This is a genomic window from Streptomyces sp. NPDC054841, assembly GCF_053611045.1.
Genome location: NZ_JBSGZO010000177.1, coordinates 1 through 16,160, shown reverse-complemented (window position 1 = coordinate 16,160; position 16,160 = coordinate 1). Strand labels below are relative to the sequence as shown.

General features: G+C 71.1%; 17 protein-coding genes and 1 pseudogene. 13 read left to right on the top strand and 5 right to left on the bottom strand.

Annotated elements, in window-relative coordinates; all coding sequences use genetic code 11:
* Positions 1 to 510, top strand: a 510-nt coding sequence (locus ACWGI8_RS22960; protein ID WP_453663504.1) for an alpha/beta fold hydrolase, incomplete at its 5' end; no start/stop codon positions are given.
* A gap of 241 nt (positions 511 to 751) precedes the next feature.
* Here the strand turns inward: ACWGI8_RS22960 and ACWGI8_RS22955 are convergent.
* Positions 752 to 2,467: an ankyrin repeat domain-containing protein gene (locus ACWGI8_RS22955; RefSeq protein WP_453663502.1), complete on the bottom strand. Its 1,716-nt coding sequence runs from the start codon at positions 2,465 to 2,467 to the stop codon at positions 752 to 754.
* 24 nt (positions 2,468 to 2,491) lie between these two features.
* A complete protein-coding gene (locus ACWGI8_RS22950) occupies positions 2,492 to 3,391 on the bottom strand; it encodes a hypothetical protein (protein WP_453663500.1) in 900 nt (299 codons plus the stop codon).
* 261 nt (positions 3,392 to 3,652) lie between these two features.
* Between ACWGI8_RS22950 and ACWGI8_RS22945 the strand changes: the two genes are divergently transcribed.
* Positions 3,653 to 4,411: a S1 family peptidase gene (locus ACWGI8_RS22945; RefSeq protein ID WP_453663506.1), complete on the top strand. Its 759-nt coding sequence runs from the start codon at positions 3,653 to 3,655 to the stop codon at positions 4,409 to 4,411.
* A gap of 93 nt (positions 4,412 to 4,504) precedes the next feature.
* Here ACWGI8_RS22945 and ACWGI8_RS22940 read toward each other — a convergent pair whose 3' ends face one another.
* The gene (locus ACWGI8_RS22940) at positions 4,505 to 6,247 is read right to left on the bottom strand and encodes a glycoside hydrolase family 35 protein (RefSeq protein WP_453663499.1); all 1,743 of its coding nucleotides are present in this window, start codon (positions 6,245 to 6,247) and stop codon (positions 4,505 to 4,507) included.
* Positions 6,248 to 6,385: 138 nt separating this feature from the next.
* Here ACWGI8_RS22940 and ACWGI8_RS22935 point away from each other — a divergent pair, with 138 nt between their 5' ends.
* Both ACWGI8_RS22935 and ACWGI8_RS22930 read left to right on the top strand, forming a co-directional pair.
* Positions 6,386 to 7,273 (top strand): helix-turn-helix domain-containing protein, encoded by an 888-nt coding sequence (locus ACWGI8_RS22935; RefSeq protein WP_453663497.1) that lies wholly within the window; start codon positions 6,386 to 6,388, stop codon positions 7,271 to 7,273.
* Between the two features lie 11 nt (positions 7,274 to 7,284).
* Entirely contained in the window at positions 7,285 to 7,629 is a 345-nt protein-coding gene (locus tag ACWGI8_RS22930) for a chorismate mutase (protein WP_453663496.1), read from the top strand.
* 45 nt (positions 7,630 to 7,674) lie between these two features.
* On the opposite strand, the gene ACWGI8_RS22925 is transcribed toward ACWGI8_RS22930, so the two are convergent.
* Positions 7,675 to 7,905, bottom strand: a complete 231-nt coding sequence (locus ACWGI8_RS22925; RefSeq protein ID WP_453663494.1) for a hypothetical protein — start codon at positions 7,903 to 7,905, stop codon at positions 7,675 to 7,677.
* Between the two features lie 20 nt (positions 7,906 to 7,925).
* Positions 7,926 to 8,684, bottom strand: coding sequence for a hypothetical protein (locus ACWGI8_RS22920; protein ID WP_453663492.1), 759 nt, complete (start codon positions 8,682 to 8,684; stop codon positions 7,926 to 7,928).
* A gap of 261 nt (positions 8,685 to 8,945) precedes the next feature.
* Here ACWGI8_RS22920 and ACWGI8_RS22915 point away from each other — a divergent pair, with 261 nt between their 5' ends.
* From ACWGI8_RS22915 to pepN, 9 genes and pseudogenes are all read left to right on the top strand, one after another.
* Positions 8,946 to 10,172, top strand: a complete 1,227-nt coding sequence (locus ACWGI8_RS22915; RefSeq protein ID WP_453663490.1) for a helix-turn-helix domain-containing protein — start codon at positions 8,946 to 8,948, stop codon at positions 10,170 to 10,172.
* 315 nt (positions 10,173 to 10,487) lie between these two features.
* Complete coding sequence (locus ACWGI8_RS22910; protein WP_453663489.1) at positions 10,488 to 10,664, top strand: hypothetical protein; 177 nt, start codon at positions 10,488 to 10,490, stop codon at positions 10,662 to 10,664.
* Positions 10,661 to 10,873, top strand: coding sequence for a hypothetical protein (locus ACWGI8_RS22905; protein ID WP_453663487.1), 213 nt, complete (start codon positions 10,661 to 10,663; stop codon positions 10,871 to 10,873). The genes ACWGI8_RS22910 and ACWGI8_RS22905 overlap by 4 nt, the downstream gene beginning before the upstream one ends.
* Before the next feature lie 117 nt (positions 10,874 to 10,990).
* A complete protein-coding gene (locus ACWGI8_RS22900) occupies positions 10,991 to 11,401 on the top strand; it encodes a hypothetical protein (protein ID WP_453663486.1) in 411 nt (136 codons plus the stop codon).
* Between the two features lie 74 nt (positions 11,402 to 11,475).
* A complete protein-coding gene (locus tag ACWGI8_RS22895; protein ID WP_453663484.1) occupies positions 11,476 to 11,643 on the top strand; it encodes a hypothetical protein in 168 nt (55 codons plus the stop codon).
* A 457-nt stretch (positions 11,644 to 12,100) separates the two neighbouring features.
* Positions 12,101 to 12,628: a hypothetical protein gene (locus ACWGI8_RS22890; protein ID WP_453663482.1), complete on the top strand. Its 528-nt coding sequence runs from the start codon at positions 12,101 to 12,103 to the stop codon at positions 12,626 to 12,628.
* Positions 12,629 to 12,972: 344 nt separating this feature from the next.
* Positions 12,973 to 13,068: pseudogene (locus tag ACWGI8_RS22885) on the top strand (chorismate mutase); the annotation flags it as partial.
* A gap of 136 nt (positions 13,069 to 13,204) precedes the next feature.
* Entirely contained in the window at positions 13,205 to 13,489 is a 285-nt protein-coding gene (locus ACWGI8_RS22880; RefSeq protein ID WP_453663481.1) for a hypothetical protein, read from the top strand.
* Positions 13,490 to 13,567: 78 nt separating this feature from the next.
* Positions 13,568 to 16,075 carry an aminopeptidase N gene (gene pepN, locus ACWGI8_RS22875; RefSeq protein ID WP_453663480.1) on the top strand — a complete coding sequence of 836 codons (2,508 nt, stop codon included), beginning with the start codon at positions 13,568 to 13,570 and terminating at the stop codon, positions 16,073 to 16,075.
* Positions 16,076 to 16,160 lie beyond the last annotated feature (85 nt).

Sequence of the window (16,160 nt, the reverse complement as noted above, 5' to 3'; positions counted from 1 at the left end):
CCGCAGCGGGTCGGCAGGCTGCTGCTCGTGAGCCCCGCCGGCCTGTCCGTAGGGCTTCTGTCGCCGGAACCCACCGAGGGGATCAGGCGCTTCGTCGACTTCGCGACGGCCGCCGAACCGACGCGTGACCTGATGCGTGCCTTCCTGACCACCCTGGTCCACGACCCGGCCGTCGTCACCGACGAACTCGTCGAGGAGAGGTTCGCCCGGGCCATGGACCCCGAGGCCCGCCTCGGCGGCGCCCGTGTGGGCGCCGCGCTGGCCCGCCCCGACCTCCAGCAGGACATGATGCTGTGGCGCGAGGCCGCTCGCGTGGACCGTCCCACCCTGCTCGTCTGGGGCCGCGAGGACCGGGTCACTCCGCTCGACGGCGCCCTGTTCGCGCTCAGGTCCGTGCCGGACGCGCGGCTGCACGTCCTCCCCCACTGCGGCCACTGGGTGCTGGCCGAGGCGTCCGCCGAACTGCACCGCCTGGCCGCCGACTTCTTCACCGACCCGAGCGGATCCTGACCGGGTACGGAGGCGACGGAGGGTGGCCCGGCGTCCGGGCGCGCCCTCCCACGCCGTCGGTGTTCGAGGCGGTTCCGTCGTACCGGCCTCCCCGCCGCGCTCCCCGCCGCGCGCCCCGGCCGGCCGGAACGGCCCGGTGTGCCGACGCCGGCGGTGCGAGGGTCCGTGCACCGGCCCGTCCGCCGTGCCGTGGGGCAGCGCGAGTCAGGTGCGCACCCGGGCCGCGTCCGCGGCGCCCCGGTCAGTGCGACCGGGGCACGACCGACTCCAGCCGGAGCCTTACGCGCTCGTCCTCGACGTACTCCAGGGCCTGTTCGGCGGTGGAGTAGGCATAGCCCTCCGGGTCCTCGTCCGCGAGGATGCGGGTCAACGCCCCGACGGCCCGGGAATCCTGACGCATCGCCAGGCCGCGGGCGGCCTCCGCCTCCGTGTCCGCGTCGTCGTCGCGGAGGCGGTCGGCGAGTGCCGTCCGGATCTCCGGGGTGTCGGCGTCCACGCCGGCGAGCGCCATCGTCGCCCAGTCCCTGACCCGCTCGTCACCGTCCCGGCTCAGCGCGATCAGCACCTCGATGCCCTCGCTGTGCCCGCCGGGCACCAGTCCGCCGAGCGTCAGCGCCACCCGGTACCGCACCTCGCGGTCCGGGTGCGCGGCGTGCCGCAGAATCTCCGGCAACGCGGCCGGATCCCCGTGGTGCCCGAGGCCCAGCACCGCCGACTGGATCACCTCCGGCTCCGTCGACTCCCGTGCCAGCTCCCGCAGCAGCGGCACCACCCGTGCCGACAACCCTGCGTGCGCTCCGGGTGTCCCGTCCCCGCCGGACGCCTCGTGCCGCGATCCGGTCGCCCCCTTACCGGCGGGCCCCTCGTGCCCAGGAGCCTCGCGTCGGGAAGCACCGTGACCACCGGACACCCCGTACGGGTGGCCCTGGCCGGCCGGGCCGCCGCCCTCCGTACGCGGCGCACCCACCAGCCCCAGCTGGGCCAGCACATCCGCGGCGAACGTCTGCCGCAGCGGATCGTCGCTCCCGCACCACGCCGCCGCGGCCCGGAAGGTCTCCTCGTCGGCCCGGTGCCACAGCGCGGCGGCCGACTCGATCCAGTCGTCGCCGTCCGGGGCGCCGGACCTCAGCGCCCGCCCGGCCAGTTCCTCGAACGGGGTCCGTACGTCCAGCTCCCTCTCCAGAAGCGTGGCGATCGCCGCGTGCCCGGTCTGCTGCTCGTTCCCGGCCACCTGGCCGTCGCCGTGGAACAGCTCCACGACCACTGTCACCCCACCGTCCTCCTCGACGCGCCGGGACACCGTCTCGTACCCGTCGCCGTACGTCTCCTCCAGCCCCCGGCGCAGCTCCGCCTCCACATCGGTACCCAGCCATCTGCGGGCCTCCGCGAGAGCCTCCGCCGTCGCCCGGGCGCCGTGCTCCAGCAGGGTGCGGACGCAGGAGGGGGACCCGCGCCGGACCGCCGTCACCAGTGGGGACTCCCCACCGGGGCCGGGCAGGTCCGGGTCGGCGCCCGCCGACAGGAGGACCTGCACGGCCTGGGCGTGGCCCTGCCGACAGGCCCATGTCAACGCTCGGACCCCGGCGTCCTCCTCCAGATCGGGCCGCGCCCCCGCCGCCAGCAGCGCCCGCATCGCCTCGGTGCGCCCCCACACCGCAGCCCCGCACAGCGGCAGCTCCGCGCCGTCCGGGCCGCTCGCCCGGTCCGGGTCGGCCCCGGCCGCGAGCAGCAGCCGGACCGCGCCCGCACGCCCCCGGGACGCGGCCAGGTACAACGCCGTCGTCCCGTCCTCGTCGGCCGTCCCGGCCGGCGCACCCGCCCGCAGCGCCCGCACCACCGCGTCGTCGTCACCGCCGTAGAGGGCCCCGAAGAGCTCTCCGGTCAGGTCCGGGCCGTCGTGGCCGTCCGGGCCGTCCGGGCCGTCCGGGCCGTCCAGGTCAGGGGTTTCGGTCCTCATACCGAAAACCCTACGGAAGCCCCCTCAGGTGTCGCATTCGAGAATCGTCCGGCACAACGCGCAGCGCGCGCGAACCCGCCCCCGCACCGGCATCCGGATGCGCTGGTGGCACGTGGGACAGGGGAACGACACCCGCAGCCCCCCGCCCGGCGCCCGCTCGAAGGCGTACGGCGTGCCGCGGCCGGGACTCCCCGGACCCGGGTGGTCCTGGGCGTACCGCCGGTCCTTCGCGTAGCGCCGCCGCCCGTTCCACCCGGCCGCGGACAGCGGCGGCTGCTGCGCGTCCCGCAGCGCCTGCGCCCGGCCCTTCGCATAGGCCGTGTAGCCCTGCGGGCTGGTGAACCAGACCGATGGATCCTCGCCGAAGACCAGTGCGCGCTTGGCCAGGACGTACCCGAATTCCTCCGGGGTCAGATAGCCCAGTTTCTGGCTGGAAACCTCGTCCTCGCGGTACGCGTCGAGCAGCAGCCACCCCGCCCCGAGGTACGTCGTCACCGTGTCCGTGAGGATCTCGTTGTCGCGGGTGCCGGGGAACGTCAGGTCCAGCCGGTGCAGCAGCACATGCGTGATCTCGTGCGCGAGAGCCGCCCCGATGTCCCGGCGATGGGTGCGGAAGCGGTCGTTCAGTTCGATGAAGTACTCCGGCCCCGCCGCGAGTTCCACGCTCGCGGCGTGGTGCATCTCCCGGAAGCTCACGATCATCCGGGCCTCCGGCAGCCGCAGCTGATGCACCAGCGCATGGGCCACCCGCTGCGCCCCGAGATGCAGATCGTCCTGGTCCGAGAAGGCCACATCGGCCGGGGGGACGCTGCTCGCGTAGGCGCGCACACCGTCGTACGACAGCCGTTTGTGCAGTGCGGTGATCGCCACCCGCACGGTGTCGAGATGCGGGAAGCCGTGCACGACCTCGCTGCCGTTCGTCACGCCCGTACCCCCTGTGGGTGCTGTACGAAGCCGGCCCTCACAGCAGCCTGAACGACGGTCGGCCGCTCTCAACTCTACGGCGCTCCGCGCCCCCTTCGCGCCGAGATGTATGGCCGAAAAGTGCGCCTTGTGGGCCGCCTGGCGGCCTCCCCATAATCCGACCACGCCTTGACGAGCCCATGTCACTACCCGATGGCACGGGCTCGGCCTGCGCGTACGCGTCAACCCCCCACGAAAGAAGGCAGACCCTTGAACAAGCTCATGCGCGTCCTCAAGAGATGCGCTGCCGCCGGCGCCGTCATACTCGCGGCCGTCAGTCTGCAGCCCACCTCCGCGTTCGCCGCCCCGCCGCCGGTCGTCGGCGGAACCCGCGCCGCCCAGGGCGAGTTCCCCTTCATGGTCCGGCTCTCCATGGGCTGTGGCGGCTCACTCCTCACCCAGCAGATCGTCCTCACCGCCGCGCACTGTGTGAGCGGCTCCGGCAACAACACGAGCATCACCGCCACCGCCGGAGTCGTGGACCTCCGGAGCCCCAACGCGATCAAGGTCAGGTCGACCAAGGTCCTTCAGGCCCCCGGCTACAACGGCAACGGCAAGGACTGGGCGCTGATCAAGCTCGCCCAGCCGATCAACCTGCCCACGCTGAAGATCGCCGACACGACGGCGTACAACAACGGCACCTTCACCGTCGCCGGCTGGGGCGCGGCCCGTGAGGGCGGTGCCCAGCAGCGCTACCTGCTCAAGGCGCAGGTCCCCTTCGTCTCCGACGCCTCCTGCAAGCAGTCCTACCCGAGCCTCATCTCCAACGAGGAGATCTGCGCCGGCCTGCCCCAGGGCGGCGTCGACACCTGCCAGGGTGACTCCGGCGGCCCGATGTTCCGCCGCGACAACGCCGGAGCCTGGATCCAGGTCGGCATCGTCAGCTGGGGCGAGGGCTGCGCACGGCCCAACCTCCCAGGTGTCTACACCGAGGTCTCCACCTTCGCCTCCGCGATCAGGTCCGCGGCCGCGAACCTCTAGGTCGTGTCTTCAAAGTCCCAAGCTCTGACGCTCCAGCCCAAGCTCTGAGGAGGGGCGGGGAGGAAACGCCGGGCCGCAGCACGCCGTGCGGAGTCACCCCAGGCGTACGGCCTCCCCGCCCCGCTCCAGCTCCAGCACCCACACCTCGTTCGCACCCTCGCGCAGCACCGGACCGGGGACGAACAGGGACGTCTGCGGGCCCGCCGCCCAGTAGCGGCCGAGGCAGAAGCCGTTGACCCACACGAACCCCCGGGTCCAGCCCGGCAGTTCGAGCGTGGCGTCGCCGGCTCCGGTGACCGCCACCTCGCCCCGGTACAGGCCCCGCCCGCCCGGCCGCGGTGCCGCGAACGGAACCGCGGCCACCGCCCCCGCCCGCTCGAACGCATCCAGCCGCAGCCCCCGCGCCCGCACCCCGTGGAGGAACTGGCGTTCGTGCATCACTCCACCCGTGATGCCCTTCGGCTCGCCCAGCCGCGGGCCGTAGTTGACCCGACCCAGCGACTCCACCCACAGCTCCACCTCCGCGGGACCCTCCACCGCCTCCGGCAGCGTCGCGTCGGCCTCCGTCACCACGCCCGCCCGTACCCCGTCCACGTACACCACCGCGATGTCCCGGAGTCCGTCCACGGTCAGGGGACGGGCCCGCCGCGGCCCGGGCACATCGAGCCGGTACCGCACCAGGCCCCGGTCGACGTCCAGCTCCTCGAAGGGCGGCGGGGTCGCGTGCTCGGTCTCCGGGCCGCCCAGTGCCTCCAGCACCGCCTCCATCGGCGCCCACTCGCCCAGCACGGCCTCCGCCGGAGCCGCCAGCACCGCCGGCGCCTCGGGAACCTCCGGCAGCGGACCCTCCGCGTACGGCGCCAAAAGCTCGCGGAACGCCCAGAACTTCTCCGTCGGGCGCCCGAACTCGTCGACGGGCGCGTCGTAGTCGTACGACGTGATGTCCGGGTTCAGCTCGCCCATGTGCAGCTCGCCGGAGCGATTCGCGCCGGCCCACCCCGCGAAGTTCGTCCCGCCGTGCGCCATATAGATGTTGACCGACGCCCCGCACTCCAGGATCTCGCGCAGCGCCTCCACCGCGTCGGCCGCGTCGCGTACGACGGCCTTGTCGCCCCAGTGGCTGAACCAGCCGCACCAGAACTCCATGCACATCAGCGGCCCCTTCGGCTGATGCCGGCGCAGCACCTCGAAGCCGTCCCTCGCGCCCGAGCCGAAGTTCGCCGTGGCGAGCACACCCGGCACGGAACCACCGGTCAGCATGTGGTCCTCGGGGCCGTCGGAGGTGAACAGCGGCACCTCCACGCCGAGTCCGAGCAGCAGGTCCCGCAGCCGGCCCAGATAGACCTGGTCGGAGCCGTAGGAGCCGTACTCGTTCTCCACCTGGACCATGATCACCGGACCGCCCCGGTCGATCTGCCGCTCCACGACCTGCGGCATCAGCGTGCCGAACCAGCGCTCCACATGCATGACGTACCGGGCGTCACGCGTCCGCGCCCGCGACCCGAGCGGACCGGTCAGCCAGTGCGGCAGTCCGCCGTTCTCCCACTCGGCGCAGATGTACGGCCCCGGTCGCACGATCGCCCACAGCCCCGCCGCGTGCGCCGCGTCCAGGAAGCGCCCGAGAGCCCCCACATCGTGGTACCGGCCGCTCCGCGGCTCATGCAGATTCCACGGGACGTACGTCTCCACGCAGTTGAGGCCCATCGCCCGCAGCATCGCCAGCCGGTGACCCCACTGCGCCTCGTGCACCCGGAAATAGTGCAGCGCCCCGGACAGCAGCCGCACCGGCCGCCCGTCCACCAGAAAGTGCTCATCCCCCACAGTGAACTCAGCCACCGCCCCGCCCTCCGTGATCACGTACCGCGAGCAACGATCTCCCCCTGGCGGTGCGGCGGTCCATGGACAAAGATCAGCGCTGTTTGGACGCAAACACCATCGGGCCACGAACACGATCCGAGCCGGGAGGGCCGGCCGATGTACCACACATGGATGCGCTACTTCACGCCCAGCCCGGTCCACCACCGGCTCGGCCTCGTCTGCCTCGGCGTCGGGCTGCAGCACGGCGCGCTGCCGACCGTCGGCCCCCGCACCCTCGACCACCACGTCGCGGTCCTGATCAGCGCGGGCGGCGGCTGGTACCGCGGCACCGACGGGCGGCGCACCACCGTCACCGCGCCCGCCGTGCTCTGGCTCACCCCCGGCGTCCCGCACCACTACGGCCCCGACCCCGCCACCGGCTGGGACGAGAGCTTCGTCGACTTCGCGGGCCCGGCGACCGCCACCTACACCGAACTCGGCTTCATCGAGCCCGACCGCCCCGTCGTCCCCCTCTCCGACGCGGCCCCCGCCCGCGCCGCCGTCGGCCGCATCGCCCGCGCCGCCCGCCGCGGCAACCCGCTCCTGGAGGTCGAGACCGGCGCCGCCGTCCACGAGCTGCTCGTCGCGCTGCGCCGCGCCCGCGCCGATGTGGGCCCCGACGGCGATCCCGTCCTGCGGGCTCTCGCCCGCGACGCATTCCAGCCGCTGTCCGTCGCCGAGCACGCGGCCCGCCACGGCATGACCCCCGCGGAGCTGCGCACCGCGGTCCGCCGCAACGCCGGCTGCAGCCCCAAGGACTATCTCCTCGGCATCCGCCTGGGCCGCGCCAAGGAGCTCCTCGCCGCCACCGATCTGCCCGTGGCGGCCGTCGCCCGCCGCGTCGGCTACGACGACCCGGCCTACTTCTCCCGACTGTTCACCCGCCGCGTCGGCACCGCCCCCATCCGCTTCCGTGAGCAGCAGGGACGGACCGTGCCCGGCGGCTGGAGCAATCGCATTCCGGATCCCGAACACCCCCCGACCATCACCCCCCGACCGACGTAAGCTCCCTCCTCATGACCTCCAGCGAGACGAGCGACATCGACGAGTCCGTCCGGGCCGAGCTGACCCGGCTGCGCGAAAGCATCGACAACATCGACGCGGCCGTCGTCCACATGCTCGCCGAACGCTTCAAATGCACCCAGCAGGTCGGCCACCTCAAGGCCCAGCACCAGCTCCCCCCGGCCGACCCGCAGCGCGAGGGCCGCCAGATCGCCCGCCTCCGCCAGCTCGCGGAGAGCGCGAAGCTGGACCCGGCATTCGCCGAGAAGCTGCTGAACTTCATCATCGCTGAAGTGATCCGCCACCACGAACAGATCGCCGACGGGCCTGTTACCAGCAACGGAGCCTCAGGGGAGTGATCCCCTGCGACTCCGTCAATGATCGTTTGGGAGAGATTTGGGAGATCAACTCTCCCAGACGCTCTCCCACCCGAGATTCCCCATCGCCCGCTCGAACCGCAACTGGAACGCCGCAAGTCTGCGCTTCCGCATCGCAGGAGTCGGATGCTGATAGGTGCCCTTAATCCCAGGGTACTTGTGCCCCGACTGCTCGTGCGTCAAGACCGGATTCACGTCATCCTCCGCCTGGTACGTGTCGTGCGTGTGCCGCAGGTCCGGCATCGTCAGCCCGGGCATGATCGGCTTCCACTCCTCCTTCACCGCAGTGCCGCGGGCCTTGGGCCGCGCCTCCCTAAGGGCTGTCCCGTAATCCCCGGCGGGCGCACGACGACAGCTACGGCACCTCGCTGCGTTGTCGGATCGCCCGAATACGCCCAGTATGAGGACGACCCTCCGCCTTGCGATGCACCGCATCTGACGCCGCGCGCTGATCCACCGGGGATTACGGGACAGCCCTTACCGTCCGCCGCCGGCCGGATGATGCGCCACCACTCCGAGCGCCACCACCACTTGCCCGTCGGCGTGCAGAACACCCACTCGTACGGCCAGTCCGCCAGGTGCTTTTCCAGCAGTTCGGTGAGGAACGGGGGGATGTCAATGTCGCGGGCCGACTGCTCATTCTTCGGGGGCTCCAGCCCGCGAAAGATCCGCCGCTTCCCCTCCTCATTGCGCGTGAATTGCTCGGCGAGTGCCCCGGTCTCCTTGTCGATCCGGATGACCGGGCAGGTGAAGACCTTGCCGTCATGCCGCTGCCGCCGCTCCAGAAGCGCATTGCGGCGGTGCAGGCCGACAAGCTCCTCCCACCGCAGCCCCGTGAACGCGGTTGTCAGAACGTGCATCCCGTAGGCCGGCCCGAGACGGCGCGCCAGCTGGAGAACCACCTCCGGAGGCGCCCACTGCTCCTCCTCCGACTTCTTCGGGGCAGGGTCGGCAGGCAGGCCGGTAAGCCACCGACCGGCCAAAGGGCTGACGCGGAGATGGCGCGCGTCGACCGCGCCGTTCAGGATGCGGGACATGAGCTGCACGCAGTCCTTCGTTGTGCTGCGGGCGCAGCTGAGCGTTCGAGCCCACGCTTCCACGTCGAACCAGTTGAACGCGATCAGGGCCGTGTGCTCCCACTGCGGCAGGATGTGCGACTCCAGGCGCTCCCACCGGTTCATCGTCGTCCGCCCGCGAGGCGTCTGTACCTTCATCCACTCGCGTGCGAAGGTCCCGAACTTCGTAGTCCGCGGGGAGTAGCGTTCTGAGTGTCGAGGTCAGGACGAACGGAGCTCAGTATGCCCGATCGCACGGACAACCAGGCAGGGAACACCGCTAACTTCGCGCAGCGCGCCCGCGTCGCACGTGACCGCGCCGGCCTCACCAGGCCCGTCGTCGCTGGGCTCGTTGGCCGCTCCAGCGACTGGGTCAAAGCCATCGAGACAGGTGCCATCGGAATGCCCCGCCTTCCCATGCTGCTTCGCCTTGCCCACATTTACGGCGTCGATCCCGCGGACCTCATCGGCGACGAGCGCCTCGCCGCCGCCTCGTACACCAAGGCCATCCACGGTGAACTGCCCATCATCAAAACGGCGCTGACCACCTACCGGCTCCAGGCTACCGATCGGGAGCCCGAGTCGGCCGACGTCCTCTCGGCCCGCGTCCGGCAGGCGTGGAAGCTCTGGCACAGCAAGGGCGACCATCGCTCCCGCATCGCCACTCTGCTGCCCGACCTGCTCGCCGACGCACAGCACTCCAGCCGGACCCTGGAGGGCGAAGGCCGGCGCCGCGCGCTGGTCATTCAGGGGCAGGTCTACCACCTGGCCCAGCTGTTCCTGTCGTTCCAGCCCGCTCCCGAGCTCGTCATGCTCACCGGCGACCGGGCCATGACCGCCGCCCAGGACGCCGACAGCCCGCGCGCCATCGCCGCCGCAGCCTGGTACATGAACCACGTCTACCGCGACGCCAACGAGGCCGCCGAGGCCCGTGTCGACCTGGCCGAGCAGGCAGCCGCGCTACTGCGCCAGGACGACCCCGAGGACCTCGCCCGCTGGGGTCTGCTGCAACTCGCTGTCGCCCTCAGCTTCGCGAAGGTCGGCAGGGCCGGCGACGCCTGGCGTTACTGGGACAAGGCCAACGACGCGGCCCACCGCCTCGGCCGGGACTACGCCCACCCGTGGCTGATCTTCGGACAGGGCATCGTCGACGGCTACGCCCTCACTATGCACAACGACCTGATGCAGCCCGGCAAAGCGCTCGAAGTCGCAGCCGCGCTCGACCTGGACACGGTGCCGTCAGCGACCCGCCGCTCCTACCACCTGATCGAAACCGCCCGCGCCTACGGCATGCAGGACGAGGGCGTCGCCGCGGTCATGCTGCTGAAGAAGGCGTTCACCGAGTCGCCCGAGACGATCCAGTACAACATCCACACCCGCATGGCCCTGCCCGAGCTCGTCAAGACCGGGCCACGCATGGTCCGCGACGACGCCCAACACCTCGCTCTGGAACTCGGCGTGCCCGTGTAACGGGGAGGAGTCCTCCCCCTCATCGAGGGGGGAGGAACGCTCCCTCTCCGCGCACTCCCCGGCACTTACGGTCACTGAATAGTCACAACTGACCGACGGGGAGCAACCCATGACCGCAGCCACGGCCGCCCCATTACCACCGATCGGGACGCTGACCCAGCGCCAACAGCGAGGGATGGACTGCGTGTTCTGCGGGGTCGTCCTCACGCCCGCCTCGGCAGTCGACATCGAGGGCGAGCACTGCTTTCGCCGCCTCGACATGCGCACCCGCTGGTTCCCCCGCCGGTGCCAGGGCTGCCCGAAGGGCGGTCAGTCGTGAGCGAGAAGGCGCCGCCGTACACCACGGACGACCGTGTGGTAATCCCCTGCTACTGCTGGATCAAGAAGCCCGGCACGTGGACCCGCTGCACCGAGGACCCCGGCCACCAGGACGACCACTACAACTGGGTCACAAGGCAGTCGTGGCCGAACCGCGGTCCGGAGCCCCAGTGACCGCGTCCAACGTCGTGTGGCTGCCGACCGCCCTGCCCTGCCGGCAGCGGCCAGTGCCGCCCGTACAGTCGCTCACCTTGGAGCAGTACGCGGGCCGGGCCTGCTTCGCCTGCGGCAAGCCCCTGACCGTCGGCTCAGTACTCCGCGGCATCGCCCGCGGCCATGACGGGGCTCACGTCCTCGACACCGAGGTGTGGGCCTGCCCATGAACCCCCGCCCGCTGCCATTGCGGCGGCTTGGGCAGCGGGCGGGACACCAGAGGCCGGTGAGTCGGACGCGGCTGGCTCATAGACTGGGCCGGCCGTCACGAAGGGATTTGATCACTTATGCGCCCCACCCGCTTCACCGACTTCGTCATCGACGTCGTCAAGAACGAGCCCAGCGCCGCCCGCGTACAGACGCTTGCCGAGGCCGGCGACACGAAGCACCCCTGCGGCGTGGCCATCACCACCGCCGGCGGCGAGGTGCGGTGGCAGTTCACGGGCCAGCTCCCCGAGGGATCCAAGCACGAGGGATTCACCGACACCCCTGTCACCGGCACGCCCGCCCCGGCCGGGCCCGCACCGCAGACGACGGACAACCCCGAGGCCTGGTTCGCCGCGCTCATCAGCCACGCCGAGGACCCGGAGATCTCCGCCGTCGACCGCTGGTCCACCCAGCCCGACGCCCGCCCCGGCCTTACCGGCGTGACCGTGAACTTCCACGACGGCTCCAGGATCTTCGCCCGCAAGCTCTGAGGACTTCCGCCCCGGCAGCCGGCCGTGGCGGAGTGCACCACCTGTCAGCACCACCAACCTCATGGAGGACTGATATGTGCAGCCACGCCGAGCACGGCCACCGGTTCGACCCCGGCCTGTGTGAGGGCTACTGCCCCGTCTGCGGGGCCGGAGTAGGCGCCGAGCTCGGACAGCCTGTCGCCGCGCACCAGCGAGCAGGCAGCCTGGAGATGTGCCCCGGGGCCGGAGCGCCCGCCGTGTAGGACACCGCCTCAAGACCGCCCCGGCCCGCCGTCCTCCGTCGGCTGACCGGGGCCTTTCTCTGGGTTGGCGACGGACGGGCGACCGTTCCGCATAGATCACATAGAGGCTGGCTACCGCCGGACGAAGTCAGCGAGGTCAACTCCGCTCGGTCGTAGGCCGTGAGCGCGTCGGGGCACCACAGGATTGGCCCCCTTGTTGGGGCCCCGACGCTGATGATGGAGCTCCTTGAATTTCCCCACCCCTCGCTCAGGGAGAGGACAGACCTGCTCACACTGGCTCCTCATGGCCAGTGCGCCAAGAAGGCGTCCGGCCGGCAAACCGAGCGATGCCGAACCACATCGGAAGATGGGGCCGGAGCGCACGGCCGGTGCGGCCCGCGCCCCTTGGACGACCGTTCCCCTGTGGCGCCGGTTACTGTTGCAGTCCGGAGGGATGGCGGGGTTTGGGGGAGACATCGTGGCGCAGTACCTGGGGCCGCTGGAGTTGGTCGGAGACCGGTGGATGATCGGGGATCCGAAGCGGAAGGACGGCCTGTGTGTGGTGCTCACGCCCGAGGGTGTCGAGCACCACGGGCGTGCGGAGCCCGCGCCCCGGGCCGTCGTCCAATGGTCCCGGTTCGTGCACCTTGGGGTCCATGCGACGTGCTGGAAGTGGGAGGCCACCCGTACCGGAGGCTTCGTCGGCGCGTTCGGCAACACCCCTTACGAAATGGGGCGTGACGGCTGCTCCTTGCAGGGGCTGCTTCGCCACTCGTCCGAGCCGTGGTCCGTGCGGTACACACACCACAGGCGCCACTACCTGGGCAGCCATGTGTTCCTGTTGAAGGCCCTGGTTCGCAAGCTTTCCGAGGCGAAGGCACTGGATCGGCTCGGTGATCCACAGTGGCTGAGCGCGGCAGTCGCCGCGTTGTCACCGGTGACCGTATGGCTCCCCAGCTCTGGCAACCGCCTGGTAGGGGAGACCATCGAGGGCCTCGGCGCCTGAGACGTCGTCACAGCCCCGCACTCCACGAGCGGAGACCCCGACCACTCGTCCATCGCTCAACCAACCGGGGAACCGAGCTGAGTCTGGGGAAATCCACTGATTCCCATCACTGAGCCGCCCCTCCCTATTTCGGGGAGGGGCGGTGCTATCTATGCGTCTGACCTGCATAGATGCCTTGATCGTTTGGGCGAGATCTAGGGGACGAGTCCCTGCACTACTGGGGTACCCGCAGGGTAGCCCCAACGTAGTGCGAGCCCGGCAATGGTGAACGAGATCCCTAAGGGAGGGCGTTTGAACAGGCAATTCGTAGACGTCGGTGCTGGCACGCGCCCTTCGAAGATCTCGCCCTAAAGCTGCTGAACTTCATCATCGCCGGGGTCATCCGCCACCATGAACAGATCGCCGACGGGCCGCTGACCGGCGACGAATCCCGCGGATGACGGTGCCGGGGCGGTGGGAACCGGCCCGCCCCTTCTGACGTTGGCATGACATGGCAGGAGGGGTGCACAACGAGTTCTCCGGTACGGCCCGGTACGTGATCCAGGCCGGCCGGATCACCGGAGACGTCCACATCCAATGACCGAAGAGGTCCTCGAACGGCGCGGCCCGATGCCCCTGCGCGTCCGGTGGACGGATGTCGCCGAGGTGTCCTTGCGGAAGAGAACCGCCTTCCCGGGCGTGCCCACGGAGTTCGCCATCGAACTGCGACTCCTGCCGGAATCCGAACGGCCGCCGAAGATCACCGCGGACAAAGACGGCTGGGTCGACCTCTGGTACCTGGGCTTCGAGCCCGACGTGCCGCCGGAGCTCGACGCCGCGCTGTCCCGTTTCGCGGGCAGCCGCTGGAACGGCCTGCCGTGAATCGTCGCCCGCGCGTGCGCTCTCAGCGCAACGCCACCCCCCTGACCGCGCCCGGGCCCATCAGGCAGCATGGCCCTCATGTCCGTACTGACGCGCGACGAAGCGCAGACCCGAGCCCAGCTCCTCGATGTCCACCGGTACACGATCGACCTCGATCTGACGACCGGCGGAGAAGAGACCTTCGACTCACGAACCGTGATCCGGTTCACGGCCCGCGCGGCCGGAGACACCTTCGTCGAGCTCAAGCCCGCCACCCTGCGCTCCGTCACCCTCGACGGCCACCACCTCGACCCGGAGGCGCTCGACGGCAACCGGCTCGCGCTCACCGGCCTCACCGCGGGCGAGCACGAACTGCGCATCGACGCCGCGATGCGCTACTCCCGCACCGGCGAAGGCATGCACCGCTTCACCGACCCCGCCGACGGCGAGACGTACACGTACACCCAGCTCTTCATGGAGGACGTTCAGCGCGTCTTCGCCGCCTTCGACCAGCCCGACCTCAAAGCGGTCTTCGAGCTCACCGTCACCGCCCCCGAAGGCTGGACGGTCCTCGCCAACGGCGTCACGACGCACCAGGGGGACGGCCGCTGGACCGCGGCGCCCACACCGCTGATCTCCACCTACCTCGTCGCCGTCGCCGCCGGCCCCTGGCACTCCGTACGCACCCAGCACGCTGGGCTGCCCTTCGGCATCCACTGCCGCCGGTCGCTCGCGCCGTACCTGGACGCCGACGCCGAGGAGATCCTCTCCATCACCCGCGACTGCTACGACCGCTACCACGAGAAGTTCGACGAGCCGTACCCCTTCGACTCCTACGACCAGGCCTTCGTCCCCGAGTTCAACGCGGGCGCCATGGAGAACCCGGGCCTGGTCACCTTCCGCGACGAATTCGTCTACCGCTCCGCGGTCACCGACACCGAACGCCAGACCCGCGCCATGGTCATCGCCCACGAGATGGCCCACATGTGGTTCGGCGACCTCGTCACGCTCCGCTGGTGGGACGACATCTGGCTCAACGAGTCCTTCGCCGAGTACATGGGCTACCAGACCCTCACCGAAGCCACCCGCTTCACCGACACCTGGACCGACTTCGGCATCGTGCGGAAGGCCTGGGGCTACGACGCCGACCAGCGCCCCTCCACCCACCCCGTCGCCCCCGACCCGGACGCCGTGCCCGACACCGCCTCCGCACTGCTCAACTTCGACGGCATCTCCTACGCCAAGGGCGCCTCCGCGCTCCGCCAGCTCGTCGCCTGGCTCGGCGAGAAGGACTTCCTCGCCGGAATCAACATCCACTTCGCCCGGCACCGCTTCGGCAACGCCACCCTCGCCGACTTCATCGACTCCCTGGCCGAGGCCACCGACCGGGACGTCCACGTCTGGGCCGACCAGTGGCTGCGCACCACCGGCGTCGACACCCTCACCCCGGCCGTCGCCGAGCACGACGGCACCTGGCACCTGGACATCGCCCAGGACGGCAGCCGCCCGCACCGTATCGCCGTCGGCGCCTACGACGAGGACCCGGTCGAGCCCGGCCGCCTCGTCCTGCGCGACCGCTTCGAGGCCGACATCCCGCAGACCGCCCCCACCACCGCGGCCGGCCGCCGCCCCGCCCTCGTCGTCCTCAACGACAGCGACCTGACGTACGCCAAGGTCCGCCTCGACCCCGCCTCCTGGGACAGCGCCGTACGCTCCCTCTCGGGCCTCCCCGACGCGCTCACCCGCGCCGTCGTCTGGAACGCCGCACGCGACATGGTCCGCGACGGCGAACTCGCCCCCACCGCCTACCTGGACGCCGCCCGCGCCCACCTCCCGCACGAGGCCGACCTCGCCATCGTCCAGGGCGTCCTCGGCTTCGCCACCACGCACATCGCCGACCGCTACCTCGCCCCCGAGGCCCGCCCGGCCGCGCTCGCCCTGCTCACCGACCTCACCCGCGACCTGATCCGCCGCACCGAGGACGGCCACAACCCGGGCCTGCGGCTCACCGCCGTCCGCCACTTCATCGACTCCGCCGCCCAGCCGAACGGACTCCACGACTGGCTCGGCAGCGGCAGCGTCCCCGGCGGCCCCGAGCTCGACCCGGAACTGCGCTGGCGCATCCTCGCCCGGCTCGCCGTTCTCGGCGCCACCGACGAGACCGAGATCGCCGCCGAACTCGACCGCGACCCCAGCGCCACCGGCCAGGAAGGCGCCGCCCGCTGCCGTGCCGCCCTCCCCACCCCGGAGGCCAAGGCAGCTGCCTGGTCCCGGATGTTCGACTCCGACGACCTCTCCAACTACCTGTTCACCGCCACCGCCCAGGGCTTCTGGCAGCCCGAACAGGCCGATCTCGTACGGGAGTACGTGCCCCGCTTCTACCCCTCGGCCATCGCCGTCGCCGCCCGCCGCGGACCCGCCATCGCCGAAGCCGCCGGGCGCTACGCCTTCCCCGTCCACGCCGTGGACACCGAAGCCCTCCGCCTCGGCGAGGACTGCCTCCGCGACACCGAGATGATCCCGGCCCTGCGCCGCAAGCTCGTCGACCAACTCGACGACCTGCGCCGGGCGCTGGCGGTTCGCGGAACAGTCCTCCTTTCGGGTTGAGATCGCGGCGGACCCCGGGCACAACGCACCCGACGCGTCCACGCTGGGGGCATGACCATCCCGCCCCTCGCCGGAGGGGCCGCAG

Excerpts from the sequence above, each read along its gene's own strand:
- ACWGI8_RS22955 (WP_453663502.1), bottom strand. The coding sequence starts at position 2,467 with ATGAGGACCGAAACCCCTGACCTGGACGGCCCGGACGGCCCGGACGGC.
- ACWGI8_RS22945 (WP_453663506.1), top strand. The coding sequence starts at position 3,653 with ATGCGCGTCCTCAAGAGATGCGCTGCCGCCGGCGCCGTCATACTCGCG.
- ACWGI8_RS22935 (WP_453663497.1), top strand. The coding sequence starts at position 6,386 with ATGTACCACACATGGATGCGCTACTTCACGCCCAGCCCGGTCCACCAC.
- ACWGI8_RS22930 (WP_453663496.1), top strand. The coding sequence starts at position 7,285 with ATGACCTCCAGCGAGACGAGCGACATCGACGAGTCCGTCCGGGCCGAG.
- ACWGI8_RS22925 (WP_453663494.1), bottom strand. The coding sequence starts at position 7,905 with ATGCCCGGGCTGACGATGCCGGACCTGCGGCACACGCACGACACGTAC.
- ACWGI8_RS22920 (WP_453663492.1), bottom strand. The coding sequence starts at position 8,684 with ATGTCCCGCATCCTGAACGGCGCGGTCGACGCGCGCCATCTCCGCGTC.
- ACWGI8_RS22915 (WP_453663490.1), top strand. The coding sequence starts at position 8,946 with ATGCCCGATCGCACGGACAACCAGGCAGGGAACACCGCTAACTTCGCG.
- ACWGI8_RS22900 (WP_453663486.1), top strand. The coding sequence starts at position 10,991 with ATGCGCCCCACCCGCTTCACCGACTTCGTCATCGACGTCGTCAAGAAC.
- ACWGI8_RS22895 (WP_453663484.1), top strand. The coding sequence starts at position 11,476 with ATGTGCAGCCACGCCGAGCACGGCCACCGGTTCGACCCCGGCCTGTGT.
- ACWGI8_RS22880 (WP_453663481.1), top strand. The coding sequence starts at position 13,205 with ATGACCGAAGAGGTCCTCGAACGGCGCGGCCCGATGCCCCTGCGCGTC.
- pepN (WP_453663480.1), top strand. The coding sequence starts at position 13,568 with ATGTCCGTACTGACGCGCGACGAAGCGCAGACCCGAGCCCAGCTCCTC.